At 65.1% G+C, this 17,496-nt stretch carries 18 protein-coding genes; 9 read left to right on the top strand and 9 right to left on the bottom strand.

The features are described 5' to 3' along the window. Positions 1-28 precede the first annotated feature (28 nt). Both AC1DKY_RS19870 and AC1DKY_RS19865 read left to right on the top strand, forming a co-directional pair. Positions 29-1,687: an FAD-binding dehydrogenase gene (locus tag AC1DKY_RS19870; protein ID WP_441605389.1), complete on the top strand. Its 1,659-nt coding sequence runs from the start codon at positions 29-31 to the stop codon at positions 1,685-1,687. Next, positions 1,684-2,709, top strand: a complete 1,026-nt coding sequence (locus AC1DKY_RS19865; RefSeq protein WP_441605388.1) for a 2-dehydropantoate 2-reductase — start codon at positions 1,684-1,686, stop codon at positions 2,707-2,709. Before AC1DKY_RS19870 ends, AC1DKY_RS19865 begins: the two co-directional genes overlap by 4 nt. 5 nt (positions 2,710-2,714) lie before the next feature. On the opposite strand, the gene AC1DKY_RS19860 is transcribed toward AC1DKY_RS19865, so the two are convergent. The 9 genes from AC1DKY_RS19860 to AC1DKY_RS19820 form a co-directional block, all read right to left on the bottom strand. Beyond that, positions 2,715-3,938: a low temperature requirement protein A gene (locus AC1DKY_RS19860; RefSeq protein ID WP_441605387.1), complete on the bottom strand. Its 1,224-nt coding sequence runs from the start codon at positions 3,936-3,938 to the stop codon at positions 2,715-2,717. Between the two features lie 62 nt (positions 3,939-4,000). Then, the gene (locus tag AC1DKY_RS19855) at positions 4,001-4,309 is read right to left on the bottom strand and encodes a DUF2845 domain-containing protein (protein WP_441605386.1); all 309 of its coding nucleotides are present in this window, start codon (positions 4,307-4,309) and stop codon (positions 4,001-4,003) included. Between the two features lie 151 nt (positions 4,310-4,460). Then, a complete protein-coding gene (locus AC1DKY_RS19850) occupies positions 4,461-4,733 on the bottom strand; it encodes a DUF2845 domain-containing protein (RefSeq protein ID WP_441605385.1) in 273 nt (90 codons plus the stop codon). A gap of 26 nt (positions 4,734-4,759) precedes the next feature. Then, entirely contained in the window at positions 4,760-5,332 is a 573-nt protein-coding gene (locus AC1DKY_RS19845) for a DUF924 family protein (protein WP_441605384.1), read from the bottom strand. 26 nt (positions 5,333-5,358) lie between these two features. Beyond that, positions 5,359-5,793 (bottom strand): DUF2383 domain-containing protein, encoded by a 435-nt coding sequence (locus tag AC1DKY_RS19840; RefSeq protein WP_441605383.1) that lies wholly within the window; start codon positions 5,791-5,793, stop codon positions 5,359-5,361. A gap of 110 nt (positions 5,794-5,903) precedes the next feature. Then, positions 5,904-6,656: a DUF2884 family protein gene (locus AC1DKY_RS19835; RefSeq protein ID WP_441605382.1), complete on the bottom strand. Its 753-nt coding sequence runs from the start codon at positions 6,654-6,656 to the stop codon at positions 5,904-5,906. Between the two features lie 71 nt (positions 6,657-6,727). Beyond that, positions 6,728-7,279, bottom strand: coding sequence for a hypothetical protein (locus tag AC1DKY_RS19830; protein WP_441605381.1), 552 nt, complete (start codon positions 7,277-7,279; stop codon positions 6,728-6,730). Next, a complete protein-coding gene (locus tag AC1DKY_RS19825) occupies positions 7,279-7,824 on the bottom strand; it encodes a peroxiredoxin (protein WP_441605380.1) in 546 nt (181 codons plus the stop codon). The genes AC1DKY_RS19830 and AC1DKY_RS19825 overlap by 1 nt, the downstream gene beginning before the upstream one ends. A 92-nt stretch (positions 7,825-7,916) precedes the next feature. Then, on the bottom strand, positions 7,917-8,375 hold the full coding sequence (locus tag AC1DKY_RS19820; protein ID WP_441605379.1) for a hypothetical protein: 459 nt from the start codon (positions 8,373-8,375) through the stop codon (positions 7,917-7,919). Between the two features lie 381 nt (positions 8,376-8,756). Here AC1DKY_RS19820 and AC1DKY_RS19815 point away from each other — a divergent pair, with 381 nt between their 5' ends. The 7 genes from AC1DKY_RS19815 to AC1DKY_RS19785 all read left to right on the top strand — a co-directional run bounded on the left by AC1DKY_RS19815 (position 8,757) and on the right by AC1DKY_RS19785 (position 17,462). Continuing rightward, entirely contained in the window at positions 8,757-9,173 is a 417-nt protein-coding gene (locus tag AC1DKY_RS19815) for a universal stress protein (protein ID WP_441605378.1), read from the top strand. Positions 9,174-9,314: 141 nt separating this feature from the next. After that, the gene (locus tag AC1DKY_RS19810) at positions 9,315-10,136 is read left to right on the top strand and encodes a ferritin-like domain-containing protein (protein ID WP_441605377.1); all 822 of its coding nucleotides are present in this window, start codon (positions 9,315-9,317) and stop codon (positions 10,134-10,136) included. 1,032 nt (positions 10,137-11,168) lie between these two features. Next, a complete protein-coding gene (locus tag AC1DKY_RS19805) occupies positions 11,169-12,608 on the top strand; it encodes a sugar porter family MFS transporter (protein ID WP_441605376.1) in 1,440 nt (479 codons plus the stop codon). Between the two features lie 105 nt (positions 12,609-12,713). Further along, entirely contained in the window at positions 12,714-14,105 is a 1,392-nt protein-coding gene (dbpA, locus tag AC1DKY_RS19800) for an ATP-dependent RNA helicase DbpA (RefSeq protein ID WP_441605375.1), read from the top strand. Positions 14,106-14,160: 55 nt separating this feature from the next. Next, positions 14,161-14,928: a glutaminyl-peptide cyclotransferase gene (locus tag AC1DKY_RS19795; protein ID WP_441605374.1), complete on the top strand. Its 768-nt coding sequence runs from the start codon at positions 14,161-14,163 to the stop codon at positions 14,926-14,928. Positions 14,929-15,044: 116 nt separating this feature from the next. Beyond that, entirely contained in the window at positions 15,045-16,427 is a 1,383-nt protein-coding gene (locus tag AC1DKY_RS19790) for a M28 family metallopeptidase (RefSeq protein WP_441605373.1), read from the top strand. Positions 16,428-16,550: 123 nt separating this feature from the next. Further along, positions 16,551-17,462, top strand: a complete 912-nt coding sequence (locus AC1DKY_RS19785) for a DUF2167 domain-containing protein (protein WP_441605372.1) — start codon at positions 16,551-16,553, stop codon at positions 17,460-17,462. Positions 17,463-17,496: the final 34 nt, after the last annotated feature.

Raw genomic sequence — 17,496 nt, 5'->3', positions numbered from 1 at the left:
GACGCAAATCGCCACGGGGAGGCGGGGGATGCGGGAAGGGTGCGATGTGGTCGTGGTGGGAGCCGGCCTCGCCGGGCTGGTGGCCGCCACGGAGTTGGCCGATGCCGGCAAGCGCGTGCTGGTGCTCGAGCAGGAACCGGAACAAAGCCTGGGGGGACAGGCGTTCTGGTCGTTCGGCGGGCTGTTTTTCGTCGACTCGCCGGAACAGCGGCGCATGGGCGTGCGTGACTCGCATGCCCTGGCGCTGGCCGACTGGATGGGCACGGCGGCGTTCGATCGCCCCGAAGACCACTGGCCGCGCCGTTGGGCACAGGCCTATGTGGACTTTGCCGCCGGCGAAAAGCGCGCCTGGCTGCACGCCATGGGCATGCGCTGGTTTCCGGTGGTGGGTTGGGCCGAACGCGGCGGGCACGGTTCCATCGGCCACGGCAATTCGGTGCCCCGCTTCCACGTGACCTGGGGCACCGGGCCCGGCGTGATCGAACCCTTCGTACGGCGTGCCCGCGAAGCCCAGGCCAAAGGCCTGCTGCAATTCGGCTTCCGCCATCGCGTGGATGAATTGATGGTGGAAGGCGGCGCCGTGGTCGGCGTGCGCGGCAAGGTGCTGGCGGCTGACGGCATGGCGCGCGGCAAGCCGAGTTCGCGCGACGTGCTGCATGATTTCGAACAGCGCGCGCAGGCAGTGATCGTGGCGGCGGGCGGCATCGGCGGCAACCACGCGCTGGTGCGGCGCAACTGGCCGGAACGTCTCGGACCGCCGCCCGCGCACATGCTGTGCGGCGTGCCCGCGCACGTGGACGGCCGCATGCTGGGCATCAGCGAAAGCGCCGGTGCGCGTCTGATCAATCGCGATCGCATGTGGCACTACGTCGAGGGCATCGAAAACTGGAACCCGATCTGGCCCAAGCATGCCATCCGCATCCTGCCGGGCCCTTCGTCGTTCTGGTTCGACGCCGCCGGCAACCGCCTGCCCGGGCCGCTGTGGCCAGGCTTCGACACGCTGGGTACGCTGGAACATCTGCGCCGCACCGGCCACGACTACAGCTGGTTCATCCTCGACCAGCAGATCATCCGACGCGAATTTGCCTTGTCGGGCTCGGAGCAGAATCCCGATCTCACCGGCAAGAGCTGGCGACAAGTCGCCAAGCGCGCGGTCGGCAAGGGCGCGCCTGCACCGGTGGAAGCGTTCAAGCAGCATGGCCGCGACTTCATCGTGCGCGACACGCTGGAAGAACTCGTCGCCGGCATGAATGCACTCGCCGGCAACACGCTGCTCGACCTGGAGCATATCCGCCGGGAGATCGAGGCACGCGATCGCCAGTTCGATAATCCGTACACGAAGGACGGCCAGGTGATGGCCATCCACAACGCGCGTCGCTATCGCGGCGACAAGCTGGTACGCGTGGCCAAGCCGCATCGCCTGCTGGATCCGGCGAACGGCCCGCTGATCGCGGTGCGTTTGAACATCCTCACGCGCAAGACGCTGGGTGGTCTGGAAACCGATCTGGATGCGCGCGTGCTCGGCCAGGATGGTCAGCCGATGCCAGGGCTATATGCCGTGGGCGAGGCGGCGGGCTTCGGCGGTGGCGGTCTGCATGGCTATCGCGCACTGGAAGGCAGCTTCCTCGGCGGCTGCCTGTTTTCCGGACGCATCGCCGGTCGCGCCGCGGCCAAGGCCGTCGCATGAGCGTGCATGCCCTGCCCCGCATCGCCATCTACGGCGCGGGCAGCGTGGGCGGCTACCTCGGCGCCCGGCTGCACGACAATGCACGCATCACCTGCATCGGCCGCCGCCGCGTCATCGACGCCTGGCGCATCCACGGCCTGGACTGGAGCGACCTGCTGGGCGGCCATGAACACGTCGCCGCACGCGATGTGGAATTGCAGGTCAATCCCTTCGCTGCGGCGAAAGCGCACCTGGTGCTGGTGACCGTGAAGTCGTCGGCCACTGAAACGGTGGCGCGTGAGCTGGCGGAAGTGATTGCTCCCGGCGTACCGGTGGTGAGTTTCCAGAATGGCCTGCACAACGCCGCCATCCTGCGCGATGCCCTGCCCGGTCATCCAGTGTTGGCCGGGATGGTGCCGTTCAACGTGCTTCAGCGCATTCCCGGCGATTTCCATCAGGGTTCCGGCGGCGAGCTGATGGTGGAGGCGCACGAAGCGCTGGCGGCGTTTCTGCCCGTGTTCGAAGCATCGGGTCTGCCGCTGTTGGCGCGCAGCGATATGCCCGCGGTGTTGTCCGCCAAGCTGCTGCTCAACCTAAACAACGCACTGAACGCGCTGTCCAACCTGCCCTTGAAGGAACAACTCTCCCAGCGCGACTGGCGTCGTTGCCTGGCGCTGGCCCAACGCGAAGCGCTGACGGTGTTCGATGCCGCAGACATGCATCCAGCCAAACTCACGCCCTTGCCGCCAGCCTGGTTGCCGCGCGTGCTGGAGATGCCGGACAGCTGGTTCCGCCGGCTCGCCTCGCGCCTGCTGGCGATCGACCCGGTGGCGCGTTCGTCGATGTGGGAAGACCTTGAACGTGGCCGCTCCACCGAGGTCGACGCCATCAACGGCGAAGTGGTGCGGCTGGCCGCGGCGCACGGTGTCGCCGCACCGGTGAATGCGCGACTGGTCGAGCTGGTGCATCAGGTCGAACAGGCGCGGCGTGCATGGACGGCGCAGGAGTTGCTCGACGATTTGCGCAGCCGCGCGGCGACGTAAGCGCGTTACTCCTGCGCTTCAGCGGCGTAAAGCTCACGCCGCAGATTGCGCAGCGAGATGGTTTCCCACAGCGCGACGCCGACCAGCAGCAGCGTGGTCGCCGTCGCCAGCGCCACTACTGGCAGCGCATGCGCTGGCCACGCCAGGGCCGCCAGCAAGCCCAACCCCACCAGATGGGACAGTGGAAAATTAGTGTTGTTGACGGTCTTCTTGAACAGCGCATTGCCCAGCAGATAAAGCGCCGGGCCGCCCAGCAACACGGCGATCTGCGCCGTTTGCGCCGTGGCGAGGGGATGCGCCAGGCTCAGCTCGTCGCCAACCGCGCAAGCCACGATGCCGGCCACGATCAACAGGTGCAGATAGGTATAGCCCAGCCGCGCCGTGCGTCCCGGATCGGTCGATTGGATGATCGAGCGGCTGCCGCGCTCCACGCCGAGGTCGAAGTAAATCCACCACATCGCCACGCAGCCGACGAACGCCATGATGAAGGCAAACCACAGATCGGCCGTGCGCGTGCCTTCCGCGAACGTGCTGCCCATCACCACCACGGATTCGCCCAGCGCGATCATCACGAACAGACTGCAACGCTCGGCGATATGGCCGCCTTCCACGTCCCATTCGCGCGTGTAGGATCGCCCTAGCCCCGGTACGTAGAAATACGCCGCCGGTCCCACGTACTCGATACCCAACGCGACGGCCCACCAGGCCAGGCGCGCCTGGTCCGAGGCCAGGCCGCCCATCACCCACAGCACGCCCGCCACCGCGAACCATAGCGTGATGCGATAGAAGTTCAGGCGCGCCGCCGGTGTCGACACCCGCAACGCCCAGACCATGAACAGCGAACGCCCCACCTGCATCGAGGCGTAGGCGCAGGCGAACATCAGGCCGTGGCCGTCGAATGCCTCGGGCAGCGCCACCGACAGCAATAGACCCGCGAACATCAGCGCCAGCACCAGCAGGCGTACGGCAAAGCGATCGGGGTCGAGCCAGTTGGTGACCCAGCCAGTGAAGATCCATACCCACCAGACCGACAGAAACAGCAGCAACACGTGCACGGCGCCCAGCACGCTCAAGTCGCGCAGCAGCGTGTGCGACAACTGCGTGACGGCATAGACAAACACCAGATCGAAGAACAGCTCGATATTGGTGACCTTGCCGTGCGTGCCCGGCTGGTGCGGGCGCAGCAGGCTTGGCGAGCGGCGTTGCGCCGATGCAGACGTTTCGGACATGACGCGATCTCCCTTCCCTCGCGACAGTTATCGCATGAGCGGCGGCCGCGCCGCCATCTCACTCAGTGGCCATCGTCGCGGATCGCGCTGACCTTGCCGTCGGCTACCACGATGGTGACGACGCGACTGCCCTGCCGGTACTGCCATTGCTCGCCGCCCGACGATGTCGATCGACCGCCGTGTCTGCGGCTGCGTCGGCTGCCCCGGTGACTGCTCGAAGACGAAGCGGCATGCGAGCGGTACGACGGCTTGCCCAGCAGCTCCAGGACCCGCGTGGCGGAGTCGCCCACCACCAGCACTTGGCTGCCGACGCGCAAGGTTCCGCTGCCTGCGTGAGCCGCGCACGCGAACAACAGGACACTCAGACACATGGTTCGACGCATCGCTCGTCCCTCTCCGTGTGCACGTGGCACGGAGAGTCACCTTAGCGATGCGATATCCGATCACGGCATGGGTTTACGGCCGCGGCTTGCTGTCGGCAGGCATCGCCTGCTGTCGTCGTTCACGTCGATGACGCATCGCTCAGCGCGAGCGGTCGGCGATGTCCGACACCTTGCCATTGAGGATGGTGATGATGACGACGCGTCCGTCATCGCGCATGTACTGCCAGCGCTCGCCCTGGTAGCCGCCAAAGTCGCTTTGCACCGGCTCCTTGAAATCCGGCTTGCCCATCAGCTGCATGGCGCGCACCGCACTGTCGCCGACGGTCAGCACCTCGCTGCCCACGCGATAGGTATTGGCTGCCGTGGCGCTTGCGCTCAACAGCAACAGGGCAATGAACAGATAGCGGCGCATGATCAACTCCGTGTCGTCGGTGACGCTCAGAAACCCGATTCCGGAGTCGCAAGATACGCCTGTTCCGCAGGTGTATCGAGACGGCCGAGGACGGCGTTGCGGTGGGGAAACCGGCCGAACCGCGCTATCACATCGTGATGGCGACGGGCGTAATCAACGAAGTTCTGGAAACACGGGCGCTCCGACGCTGGTTGACCGGCCACCAGCCGTTCGAACAAGTGCACACAGTGCACCTGCAATACCAGGCTCTCGGCATGTTCGAGCGGCATATAGGCAAAGACGCGCTGCATCGGCGTCAGCCGCTGGTCGTCGCCGCGCGCGATGCCATCGAGCGCAAGCACTTGCGTCATGGGATCGGCCGACCACGCGCGGGCGTCGTCGCGATAGAGATTGCGACTGAACTGATCGCGCACGATCAGCAGGGCCAGCCAGCCCCCGGGCGTTTGCGCCCAGTGATCGAGATCGCCGCGCCGGGCCGCGTCCAGCGTGTCGCCAAAGCGCTGGCGAATGGCCGCGTCGAAAGCGTCGTCGCGCTCATACCAGTGCGCCTGCGAATCTTCGGCGAACCAGAAATCCAACACGTCCGTGGGGGTCGGCACGCGCGCTCCTTACGATGGGCGACCGGTCAACCGTGGGTGGTACCGGCCAGGCAGTGCATATCCTTATGGATGCCGTGCAGGCGCGACAACTGGACTCTCAGCACGCGCGCCGATTCGTCCGAGGCCAGCGCCATCTGCTGCTCGAAACTCCTCAGCAGAGCGCACTCGTGGCGGGCCAGATAGTGGACCCAGGCCGAATCGCGGTTGGAGGCCATGCCGGTGACCATGTCGGCCAGCGCCCCGCGCACGGCGCCAGGCAGCGTGCCGTGCCTGGCCGGTGTGCGGCCCGCGGCATGCATCTGTGCCTGCAGGTCGCCGATCAGGGCGTCCAGGGTGTGCAGGTTCTCGGCCAGCAAGGCCTGCAGTCCCGGTTCGCGAACCTGGACCAGGGCCCTGCGGTACAGGTCCCGGTCATCGATGCCACGCCGGATAAGGGCGTTGTATTGCGGTGCACGCGACACGAAGTCGCCTCCTGCTGAGCTAAAAGCGAATGCAGGCGCCATCCTCGTCCTTCGCCACTTAGCGTAGGGTTAATCTGAGGCTTCGTGAGAACCCTCGCTCAGCCGGGGTTTTACTGACCCACGTCCAGCAAGTTCAGGGGTTGGCCGCCGGTACCGCGGATGCCCTGCTGCAGCTCGGCCAGCCGCTGGACTGCCGGGCACAAGGCCTGGACCTGCGGCCCCAGGGCCTGCATGCGCTGCTCCAGACGGGGGCGCAGCTGGGTGGTGAGGTCGCCGGCCGTATCGCGCAGGTTGGCCGCCGCCTGCAGATCGCCGGTCATGGCGGCATTCATGGCCTGCTGGCCGAGATCATTGGCCAGCAAGGGCATCAGGTCAGAGGCCAGCTGGTTGGCGTATTGGTCGGCCAGGTTGCCCTGCCAGTCGTGGGTACTGTTGCTGGCCGCCAGGCGCTGTTTGAGCTCTGCCGCGCGGGACGCCACGCGGCGGTCGAGTTCTGCCCGTGTCGCGGGGTCCAGCGATAGGCGGGTGCCCTCGTCGTGCATGGCGGCCGCGAGCATGTCCACGCCATTGGCTGCCACCGCCTTGGCGCGAGGCGCCAGGGCTCGTAACTCACGCTCGAATAAGGCCAGGCGGTCCTGCTCGTCCGCACGCAGGGCGACCTTGCTGCCATCGGTGCGCAGACTGCCATCGCGCAGTTCCACCTGGCGTGGCAAGGGTTGCGAGCGATCGAACAAGAGACGATCAGGCGCAATCGTCAGGTCGTAACTGCTGGTGGCGTGGCAGGTGGTCGCCAGGTCCTGCGCGTGCAAGGCCACGCTGGCCAGCGAGAGGGTGGCGAGGAGGGACAGGCGGCGCAGGAACATGGGAGGGCCCGGAGCAATCGATGCCGCAGCGATAACCCGCGCCGCGGCAACCGGACCTGAACCGAACGTGCTCAGCGTCGCGAGCGGAACTGGGCACGCACCGACGGGCGCCCCAGCCACCAGGCCAGCCACAGCAATACCGGCACACCTACGAACTTGATCCCCACTGCCATCAGAAATGACCGGCGCATATGCGCCATCGCCATCTGCGAGGCGGTATCGAGCGAGTCCTGGGCATTGGTCAACGCCACCGCCTGGCTGAAGTCGCGCCACTGCAGGAACAGCATCAGCCCACCCACCAGGCCCCAGCCCACCGCCAGCAGCACACTGGCCAGCTGCAGCGAAGGCCGCGCCCAGCCCTGGCGAAGAATCGCCCCCGCGCAGATCACCACCAGCGCCAGCGCTGCGACGAAATACAGCACATCCCAGGCCAGCATCTTGTGCAGCTGCAAGATGTCGCCCGTATTGGACGCGGGCAGCGGCTGCAGCACACGCCACAACTGGGTGACATGCAACGCGTACTGCATGCAGCCATAGGCCGCCAGCAGCAGGATCAGCCAGGTCACGATGCGCCACAGCGCGAAGCCGTCGCGGCGGGTTTCGCTACGCAGCATCAACGGCATCAGGAAGACGCCTTCAGCGATGCGAGATCGGCCAGCACCTGGGCCGAATTCTTCTCCGGATCCACATCCTCATAGACCTTGGCAACCCTGCCCTGCGGGTCGATCAGGAAGGTGGTGCGGCGCGCGTACTTGAAGCCCATTTTGGAAGCGAGCACGCCATAGGCCTGCGCGGTCTTGCTGTCGGCATCGGACAGCAAGGGGAACGGTACGTGGTACTTGGCGGCGAAGTCCGCGTGCGATTTCACATCGTCCAGGCTCACGCCCAGCACGTCGGCACCCTGCTGGCGCAGCTTGGCGACATCGTCGCGGAACGCGCAGACCTCGGTGGTGCAACCGGGCGTGAAGTCCTTCGGATAGAAGTACAGCACCACCCAACGCCCCTGATGATCGGCCGGCGTATGCCACTTGCCGTTCTGGTCCTGCAGGTGGAAATCAGGCGCTTTCTGGCCGACCTGCGGCAGCGTGGCGGCGGGCGCGTCGGCATAGGCCGGAGCCAGCAGGCCCAGCAGCAGACTCAACATCAACAGGAACGAGAGGCGAGGCATCGGGACACTCCGAAAGAATTCCGGGCCAGTTTACGCGCAGCAAAACAAAGGGCGCCATGCGGCACCCTCTGCATCGAGCCTGCAACGGTGACTTATTCGCGCTCGATCTCGAACGCGCCCACCGAAACGCCGAGGTTCACGCCCTCGCCACTGCCATGCAGGGCCAGCGACGTGGTGCCCTTGGTCAACACCTGGGCCTCGCCACTCTTGACCACGCCTGCTTCGGCACCGGCCTGCGCATAGGTGCCGAACACATCGTCGATACTGCGCACATGGGTGATGTCACCCTTGCCGTTGTCGATGCGGTACTTGCCGGCGGTGATGCCGCCGCCATTGACCGAGATCTTCACCTTGGACTTCTGGCCGTTATTGCAAACCACCGTGCCACTGCCCGAGGCATGCTTGTAGATGAGCGACCATCCGGAAATGCTGAAGGAGAGATCGCACTTCACTTCGGCTTCGGCCGCACGGGCTGCGGATACCGGTGCCATCGACATGGCGCCTGCGCAAGCCAGTACGAGAGCCGCCATACCCATTGAACGCTTGATCATTTTCATCTCCTTGCAGTGAATGAGGACTTCGGACGACGTCAGCCACTGTGGTCAGCGTGCACCTGTCCGCCGTAGCACCTCCATGGTCGGCAGTTCCCGTGAACGCAGTGTGCAAATAGCTGGATGCTTCGTTAACGGCTTCGCAAGCAATGCTGGCTCAAGGCTTAAAAAAGCCTGTCGTGCCCGTACGTTGCGCCTGGGGAAGCCCTGTGTTTCGGCCGCCTGATGAGCGCGCATGGATTGGGCGCATCACCCGTAGCGCAGGCGCGCGGCGAGGATTACGCTGACCCTCAAGATCCGAGAAAACCGCAGGCCGATCTGCCTTGGGCCGCCTCGCACCCGTGCCCGACACAGCAAGCCTGCCTGTGCCCGAGGTAGCGCATGTCCAACTATTCGCTGGTCGGCTATGACGGCTCCGCCACATCGCAACGCGCGCTGCGCTTTGCCGTGCAACTGGCGCAGGCCACCGGTGGCCGCGTCCGCGTGGTGTCGGTGTTGCAGTTGACCGAAGGGAGCGCCGACACCTGTACGCTGATGATCGCCGACCAGGGCGGCAAGCGTTGCTCCCAGTTGCTCGACGAAGTGAAGGATCTGGTGCCGGGCACGGCGTCCCTGATCGACGCCGAGGTGGTGCGCGGCAGCCCCGGCGATGTCCTGCTGGAGCAGGTACGCAACCACGCCATCGATCACATCGTGATCGGCCATACCGAGCGCGGCGCGCTCGCGCGCTGGCTGCTCGGATCGGTCTCCAGCGACGTGCTCGAGCGCGCCCACGTGCCGGTGACCGTGGTGCGCTGAGCCACCCGCCAGCCCCGCGGGTCGGCGCTCGTTAATCCCGCGTTGCCGTCTCGTCGTATGCTGTCACACGATCGTCATGCCAGGCTGGCGCCGTGCCCCGCGTCAAGCCAGCCCTTCGGCCCCCCGCACAGGAAAGCCCGCGTGAGCTATGCCCAATCGTTGCCCTGGACCCTCGAAAGCCTGGACTTCAGTCGGATCGACATCCAACGTGTACGCCAGAACGAAGACCTGTTTTTCTTGCTGTGCAGCGCCTCCTTCGTCGAGAGCGGTTCGGACCTGTATACGCACAATCTGGTCGACCACTTCGCGGGTGACGAGACCCTGCAGACCTGGCTCAGCCAGCATTGGGAACACGAGGAACTGCAGCACGGCCGCGCCCTTGCCGCCTATGTGAAAGCGGTGTGGCCGGAATTCGACTGGGACAAGGGCTTCGCCGCGTTCTGGGCCGAGTACGGCGCGGTGTGCACCGCCGAACAACTGGAACCCATCCGCGGCCTGGAACTTGCCGCGCGCTGCGTGGTGGAAACCGGTACCGCCAGCCTCTACCGCGCACTCAACGACATCACCGATGAACCCGTGCTCAAGCAGCTCACCGGTCACATCAAGAGCGACGAAGTCCGCCACTACAAGAATTTCTACCAGCACTACCGCCTGTATCGCGAACGCGAGGGCTTCGGTCGCTACAAGATATTCCGGGTCATCCTGCGTCGCCTCAACGAAATCCGCGGCGAAGACAGCGACATCGCGCTGCGCCACGTGTTCGACCAGTGCTATCCGCAGCACAAGGACAACCACGCCGAGTTCAAGCGCGTCACCGGCCGCGCACAAGACCTGCTGCGGCGGAATATCCCCGCGGAAATGACGGTGAAGATGCTGCTCAAGCCGCTGGAGTTGCCGCCGCGTTTGCAGAATGCGATGGAGAAGCCGCTGGCGAAGTTGGCGGAGAGGTTGTTTCTCAATTGAAGGAATGGCTCGGCGGCGATTGCTTCGATCGGCTGCCATTGCCACACCCGGGTGCCTCGCTCCGCAGGTTTGTCGCGCACAGGGTGCGCTCCCACAAATAGCCCGTCGGCAGCGTTGATCCGCCGTCCACGACGTGCGCGCTCCCCTTGTAGGAGCGCACTTGTGCGCGACCGCGGCGCCGGGGTGTACCGCTCCCTAGGTTGGTCGCGCACAGGGTGCGCTCCAACAAATAGCGGCCCGCGGTGTGTGGTCCGCCCCCAAAACATGCGAACCCTCCTGTAGGAGCGCACTTGTGCGCGACCGCAGCGCGTGGATGCACCGCTCCGGCCGGTCGCGCACAAGTGCGCTCCTACAACAGACAAACTGCCGACCGGCACGGTGGGCGTTCGGCTCTTGATGTGGCTCTTGATGTGGCTCTTGATGTGGCTCTTGATGTGGCTCCTGCCCCCGGGGTCCCCGTATGACGCGGCGGGCGGGTGGAGGAAAGCCCGCAGGGTGGCCGCATGGATGCGGCCAGTTTTTCGACAGGACAGGGATGTCCTGTCGAAAAACCCCGTAACCCGACCGCGCACCTGGAGGGCCAACGGCCCGGAAGGCGCGTCATCCGGGGGGCCCTTTCTTTTGGTTACTTTTCTTTGGGCAAGCAAAGAAAAGTAACCCGGCCTCCGGCAGGAGGACGGAAGCCCGCAGCAGGCGGGCCAGGTCGCCGTATCGCGACAAGTAAACACCGAGGCTCTGGATCCCGGCCTGCGCCGGGATGACGAGTTAGCCAACACAGCGGCTCAAACTCCCGCCGAGCGTCATGCGCACGCGCGCCGCAAAAATCATGCTGCAAAGCAACACAAAACTCACCACCCTCGCCACCAGCCATCACCACCCCACAAACAACCCCACCCTTCTCCCAACGCACCCGCAACATCCCCTCCACATCCCCAAAGCTCGACATCCCGCCCACTCTGATGCATACGTATTCACTTCAATAAACCGGCACTGCCAGCGCAGAATCGCCGGACTCTGGATTGGGGAGAGGCAATGAATCTGAATTCCACACCGACGTCGACGAACTCCGTCGGTGACCTTGGTCAACACGCCACCGCGCGCGTTGTCTTGATCGCTGCGGCCGCTGCACTTGGCGGCTTCCTGTTCGGCTTCGATACCGCCGTGATCAACGGCGCGGTCGACGCCGTGCGCGGCAATTTCGGGCTGGATGCAGCCCACATCGGTTTCGCCGTGTCATGCGCGCTGCTAGGTTCTGCTGCTGGTGCGTGGTACGCCGGCCCGCTCGCAGACCGCGTCGGCCGAGTACGCGCGATGCAGGTGGCGGCCGTGTTGCTGGCTCTGAGCGCCTTGGGCGCAGGTTTGGTGAACGGCGTTGGCCTGTTGGTGTTCTGGCGCCTGGTGGGCGGCATCGGCGTCGGTGTGGCCTCGGTGATCGCGCCGACCTATATCGCGGAAATCTCGCCTGCCGCCGTGCGCGGCCGGCTCGGTTCGTTGCAGCAGCTGGCCATCGTGCTTGGCATCTTTGCCGCGCTGCTGAGCGATGCATGGCTGGCCGGTACGGCGGGCGGTGCCTCGCACAAGCTCTGGTTCAACCTGGACGCGTGGCGCTGGATGTTCCTGGTCGCCGTGGTGCCTGCATTGATCTACGGCTCGCTGGTGCTCGGCGTGCCCGAATCGCCGCGCCACCTGGTGGCCAAGGGTCGCCTGGCGGAAGCCAAGGACGTGCTGCGCCAGGTGCTGGGCATGCACAACGAGGCTGCCCTCGATGCCAAGGTGAAGGACATCCAGCAGAGCCTGCACTCGGAATACCGCCCCACCCTGAAGGACTTGCGCGGACCGCGCCTGGGCCTGCTGCCGGTGGTGTGGATTGGCATCCTGCTGTCGGTGTTCCAGCAGTTCGTGGGCATCAATGTCATCTTCTATTACTCGTCCACCCTGTGGCATTCGGTGGGCTTCAGCGAAGCCGATTCGTTCTCCATCACGGTGGCCACCTCGGTGGTGAACGTGCTGGTGACCCTCGTCGCCATCGCGCTGGTCGATCGCATCGGTCGCAAGCCCTTGCTGGTGATCGGTTCGGCCGGCATGGCCGTCACCCTCGGTGCGATGGCGTGGTGCTTCTCGCAGGCCACCGGCAGCGGCGCCACGCTCAGCCTGCCGGCGCCGTGGAACATGGTGGCCCTGGTTGCCGCCAACGCTTACGTGGTGTTCTTCGGCCTCAGCTGGGGCCCGATGGTGTGGGTGCTGCTGGGCGAGATGTTCCCCAACCGGATCCGCGCCATTGCACTGGCCGTGGCCGCCGCCGCCCAGTGGCTGGCCAACTTCGCCATCACCAGTACCTTCCCGTCGCTGGCCGAAATGGGCCTCGCCTTTGCCTACGGCCTGTACGCCGCATTCGCCCTGATTTCTCTGGTCTTCGTGCTGAAGGCCGTGCGCGAGACCAAGGGCATCGAGCTGGAAGATATGCAGAGCTGAGTATTTAGGGACGAGGGGCGAGCGTGGGCAGGCGGTCTTGGCGCCCTCACTACTCGCCCCTGACCCCTTTTAAGGCCCAGCCAACCGGCATGCGACAATACCCGCATGACTGATTTCCGCACGCTCCCCTTAAAGCCCGCGCTGCTCGCCAGCGTGGAAACCCTCGGTTTCACCGAGATGACGCCAGTGCAGGCACAGAGTCTGCCGCCGATCCTGGAAGGTCGCGACGTGATCGCGCAGGCGCGTACCGGCAGCGGCAAGACCGCTGCGTTCGGGCTGGGCCTGCTGCAGCAGATCGACGTGGAGACGATCCGGCTGCAGGCGCTGGTGCTTTGCCCCACGCGCGAGCTGGCTGACCAGGTGAGCAAGGCCATCCGCAAACTGGCGGCCAATATTCCCAACGTGAAGTTGCTGACGCTGTGCGGCGGCATGCCGCTGGGCCCGCAGCTCGCCTCGCTGACGCATGACCCGCATATCGTGGTGGGCACGCCAGGGCGTATCCAGGAACATCTCAAGCGCTCGAGCCTGCACGGCGGCGGCATCAAGGTGCTGGTGCTGGACGAGGCCGATCGCATGCTCGACATGGGCTTTTCCGAAGCGATCGACGACATCGTGGGGCGCATCTCCAAGCATCACCAGACGCTGCTGTTCTCGGCTACCTATGCCGAGGAAATCCGCCAGGTGAGCAAGCGCCTGCAGCGCGATCCGGTGGAAGTGACGGTGGAGACGCCGCACGAGGAGACCACCATCGAGCAGCGTTTCCACGAAGTGGAGCCGGCGCAGAAACTCGATGCGCTCGCGCAATTGCTGGCCAAGGGCACGCTGCGGGACGAACAGGCGCAGCACGCGCTGGTGTTCTGCAATATGCGCAAGGACGTGGACGGGGTCGCCGAGGAACTGGACAAGCGCGGTTTCTCGGCGCTCGCACTGCACGGCGACATGGAGCAGCGCGATCGTGATGAAGTGCTGGTGCAGTTCGCCAACCGCAGCTGCGCCGTGCTGGTGGCCACTGACGTGGCGGCGCGCGGTCTCGATATCGTGGCCCTACCCCTGGTGGTGAGCTTCGACATTGCACACGACCCGGACACGCACACGCATCGCGTGGGCCGCACGGGTCGCGCCGGTGAGAATGGCCTCGCCATCACCCTGGTGACGCCGCGCGAACGCCCCAAGGCAACCAATATCGAACAACAGCTGGGCCAGCCGCTGCCGTGGCATCCGCTGCGGGTGGCGCCCTCGCGCGGCAAGCAGCTCAACCTCGCGCCGATGAAGACGGTGGTGATCGATGCCGGCCGCCAGGACAAACTGCGACCCGGCGATATCCTCGGCGCACTGACCGGCGATGCCGGGCTCGACGCCAAGGACATTGGCAAGATCGACGTGTTCGCCACGCGTGCCTATGTGGCGATCCGTCGGGATCTTGCGAACAAGGCGCTGGAGCGGCTGCGCGCGGGCAAGATCAAGGGGCGGAACTTCCGGGTACGCTCGCTGCACTGAGGTTACCCGCTGCCCGCCACGCGCGAGGCTGCCCTTCGCAAAGGATGTCGTTTTCATGATACGCCGGCTCAGCTACGCGCTCGCCCTGATCGCCCTTGTCAGCTCTGCGTCCACTCATGCCGCCACGCCGGTGTACGGTTATCGCGTGGTGCATGTCTATCCGCATGACACCTCGGCGTATACGGAAGGCTTGTTCTACAAGGACGGCTATCTGTACGAGAGCACCGGCGAAGCGGGCGAGTCGACCGTGCGCAAAGTGGAACTGGAAACCGGCAAGGTGCTGCAGCGCCATGATGTGCCGGATGCGTATTTCGGCGAGGGCATCGTCGACTGGAATCACGAGCTGATCCAGCTCACCTGGAAGAGCGAGCTTGGTTTTGTCTACGACCTGGCCAGCTTCAGGCAGCAGCGCACCTTCCGCTATCCCGGCGAAGGCTGGGCGCTCACGCGCGACAGCAGGCATCTGTATATGAGCGATGGCTCGCCGGTGCTGCGCGTGCTCGATCCGGATACGCTCACCGCCACCGGCAGCATCATGGTCACCGACAACGGCGAGCCGGTGACCAATCTCAATGAGCTGGAATGGGTGAGGGGGGAGATCTACGCCAACGTGTGGATGACCAACCGCATCGCACGCATCGACCCGGCCACCGGCCATGTCACCGGCTGGATCGACCTCAGCGGCTTGCTTGATGTGAGCCGCCTGCCTGACCCGGGCAACGATGTGCTCAATGGCATCGCTTACGACGAGCAGCACGATCGCTTGTTCGTCACCGGCAAGCGCTGGCCCAAGCTGTTCGAGATCACGCTGGTCAAACCGTAAGTCCCTGCGAAGGCCCGGCAATACGATGCGGCGAGCTCCGGGGAGGGCCAAATGGCATGGTTCTGCGCGGCCACATCTGCGATGTAAAGTCGGGGGCTGATCACCGGGAGACCCTGATGCGCCTTGCCCCGACCCTACTGCCCTTCGCGCTGTGCCTTGCCATCTCTACCGCCTATGCCGACGACGCGCCGGCGCAGCCGAGCCAGCATGCATCGCTGCAAGCCTTGTCCACCGCACCGAGCGAAGCGGAACTGCATGCCACGATTGCCAAGCTGGTGAGCTTCGGCACGCGCCACACGTTGTCGGACACCAAGTCGGACAAGCGCGGCATCGGCGCTGCGCGGCGCTGGGTGAAGTCGCAGTTCGAGGACATCTCCAAGGCCTGCGGCGGTTGCATCGAGGTGGTGACGCCGTCGCAGATGTTCACCGGCAAGCGCATTCCGCAATCCACCGAAGTGATGGATGTGGTCGCGATCAAGCGCGGCAAAAGCGATCCCAAGCGCGTGATCGTGATGACGGGCCATCTCGATTCGCGCGTCACCGACGTGATGAACGCCAAGTCCGATGCCCCCGGCGCGAACGACGATGCCTCAGGCGTCGCCGCCTTGATGGAAGCGGCGCGGTTGCTGTCCAAGGAAGACAACGACGCCACCCTGGTATTCGCGGCGCTCTCCGGCGAGGAGCAGGGCCTCTACGGTGGCAAGGTGCTGGCCGACTACGCCGTTGCGCAGGGCTGGAACGTGCAGGCCGACCTCAACAACGACATCGTCGGCAACAGCCACGGTTTGAACGGCGTGCTCGACAACACCACGGTGCGCATCTTCTCCGAAGGCACCAAGACCAACGAAACCCCGGAACAGGCGAAGTACCGCGCCTATCACGGCGGCGAAGTGGATTCGCCCTCGCGCAACGTGGCGCGCTACATGGAGCAGATGGCAACCACCTATCTGCCAGATCTGCGCGTGCACATGGTGTATCGCACCGACCGCTACAGCCGCGGCGGCGACCAGGTGCCATTCCTGGAGGCCGGTTATCCCGGTGTGCGCGTGACCGAAGGTCATGAGGATTACACGCGCCAGCACCAGGATCTGCGCAGCGAGAAGGGCATCAAGTACGGCGACACCATCGATGGCGTCGACTTCCGCTATCTCGCCCGTGTCACCGCGCTAAACACGGTGACCATGGCCGCGCTGAGCCGCGCCCCTGCCCCGCCCTCCGGCGTGAGCATCGAGGGCGCGCTGGCCAGCGACACCACCGTGCACTGGAAGAAAGTGCCGGGCGCTGCGGGCTACATCGTGCATTGGCGCGACACCACGGCGCCGCAGTGGCAGTACAGCCGCGTGGTCGGCGACAGCGACCAGGCGGTGATCAAGGACGTGGTGATCGACGACTGGTTCTTCGGCGTCTCGTCGGTCTCGGCCGATGGCTATGAAAGCCCGGTGGTATTCCCTGGCGATGCCGGCAGCTTCGAGCGCTCGCCTGCTCCGAAGTCGCCCTAAAGCGGATTGTTCCGAAGGCGCAAAGCCTTGCGAAACGATAAGATCGGCCGGTTGCTGCTCCGGGGGGAGCGGCAACCGCATCCCGAGGGATGCGTATCAACGGACGATACCAGGGGAAAATCCATGCTTCGCAAGACGTTTATGCCGGCAGTGGCTTTGCTGGCCGCTTTTGTTCTCGCCGCGCCGGTCGCGGCCATGCCCGAAGATGGCGGGCATCAGACGTCCGCCGAGGCGTTTGTCAGTTCGCTGCATCCGACCACCGGTGAGGTGTCCATACCGGGCGCACAGGCCACGCTCAAGCTGGCCAATGGCTACAGTTTTCTTTCTGCCGCCGATGCGCAGCGCGTGCTGACGCAGGCCTGGGGCAACCCGCCGGACAACAGCGTGCTGGGCATGATCATCCCCAGCAGCGATGCGCATGCCGTACTCGATGAGAAAACCTGGGCGGTGGTAGTCACCTTTATCGACGAAGGCTATGTGTCCGACAAGGACGCCGAGAAGATCGACTATGACGACATGCTCAAGGATCTGAAGAAGGCCGCCCAGGACAGCAATCCAGAGCGCCTCAAGGAAGGCTATCCGGCGGTGGAACTGGTCGGCTGGGCCGAACCGCCGCATTACGACGAAGCCAGCCACAAGCTGTACTGGGCGCGCGACCTGAAGTTCAAGAAGGCCGACGGCAGCGCCGACGGACAGTCGCTGAACTACGCGATCCGCGTGCTCGGCCGCAAGGGCTATCTCTCGCTCAATGCGATTGCACCGATCGACCAGCTCGCCCAGGTGCGTGCCGACATGCCCGACGTAGTGGCGATGGCCGAGTTCAATCCCGGCGAACGTTATGCCGATTACAACTCGAGCACGGACAAGGTTGCGGCGTATGGCATTGCGGCGTTGGTGGCGGGCGGTATTGCCGCCAAGGCTGGCTTGTTCGCGAAGCTCGGCCTCATGTTGCTGGCGTTGAAGAAGTTCGTGGTGATCGGCATTGCGGCGATCGGTGGTTTGTTCGCCAAGATCTTCAAGAAAAAGCAGGCCTGATGCTGGTGTGGCGCTGCGTTGCCTGAGGGGGCGC

This window comes from Dyella sp. 01N448 (assembly GCF_056399225.1).
This window is presented reverse-complemented; position numbering and strand designations above follow the sequence as displayed.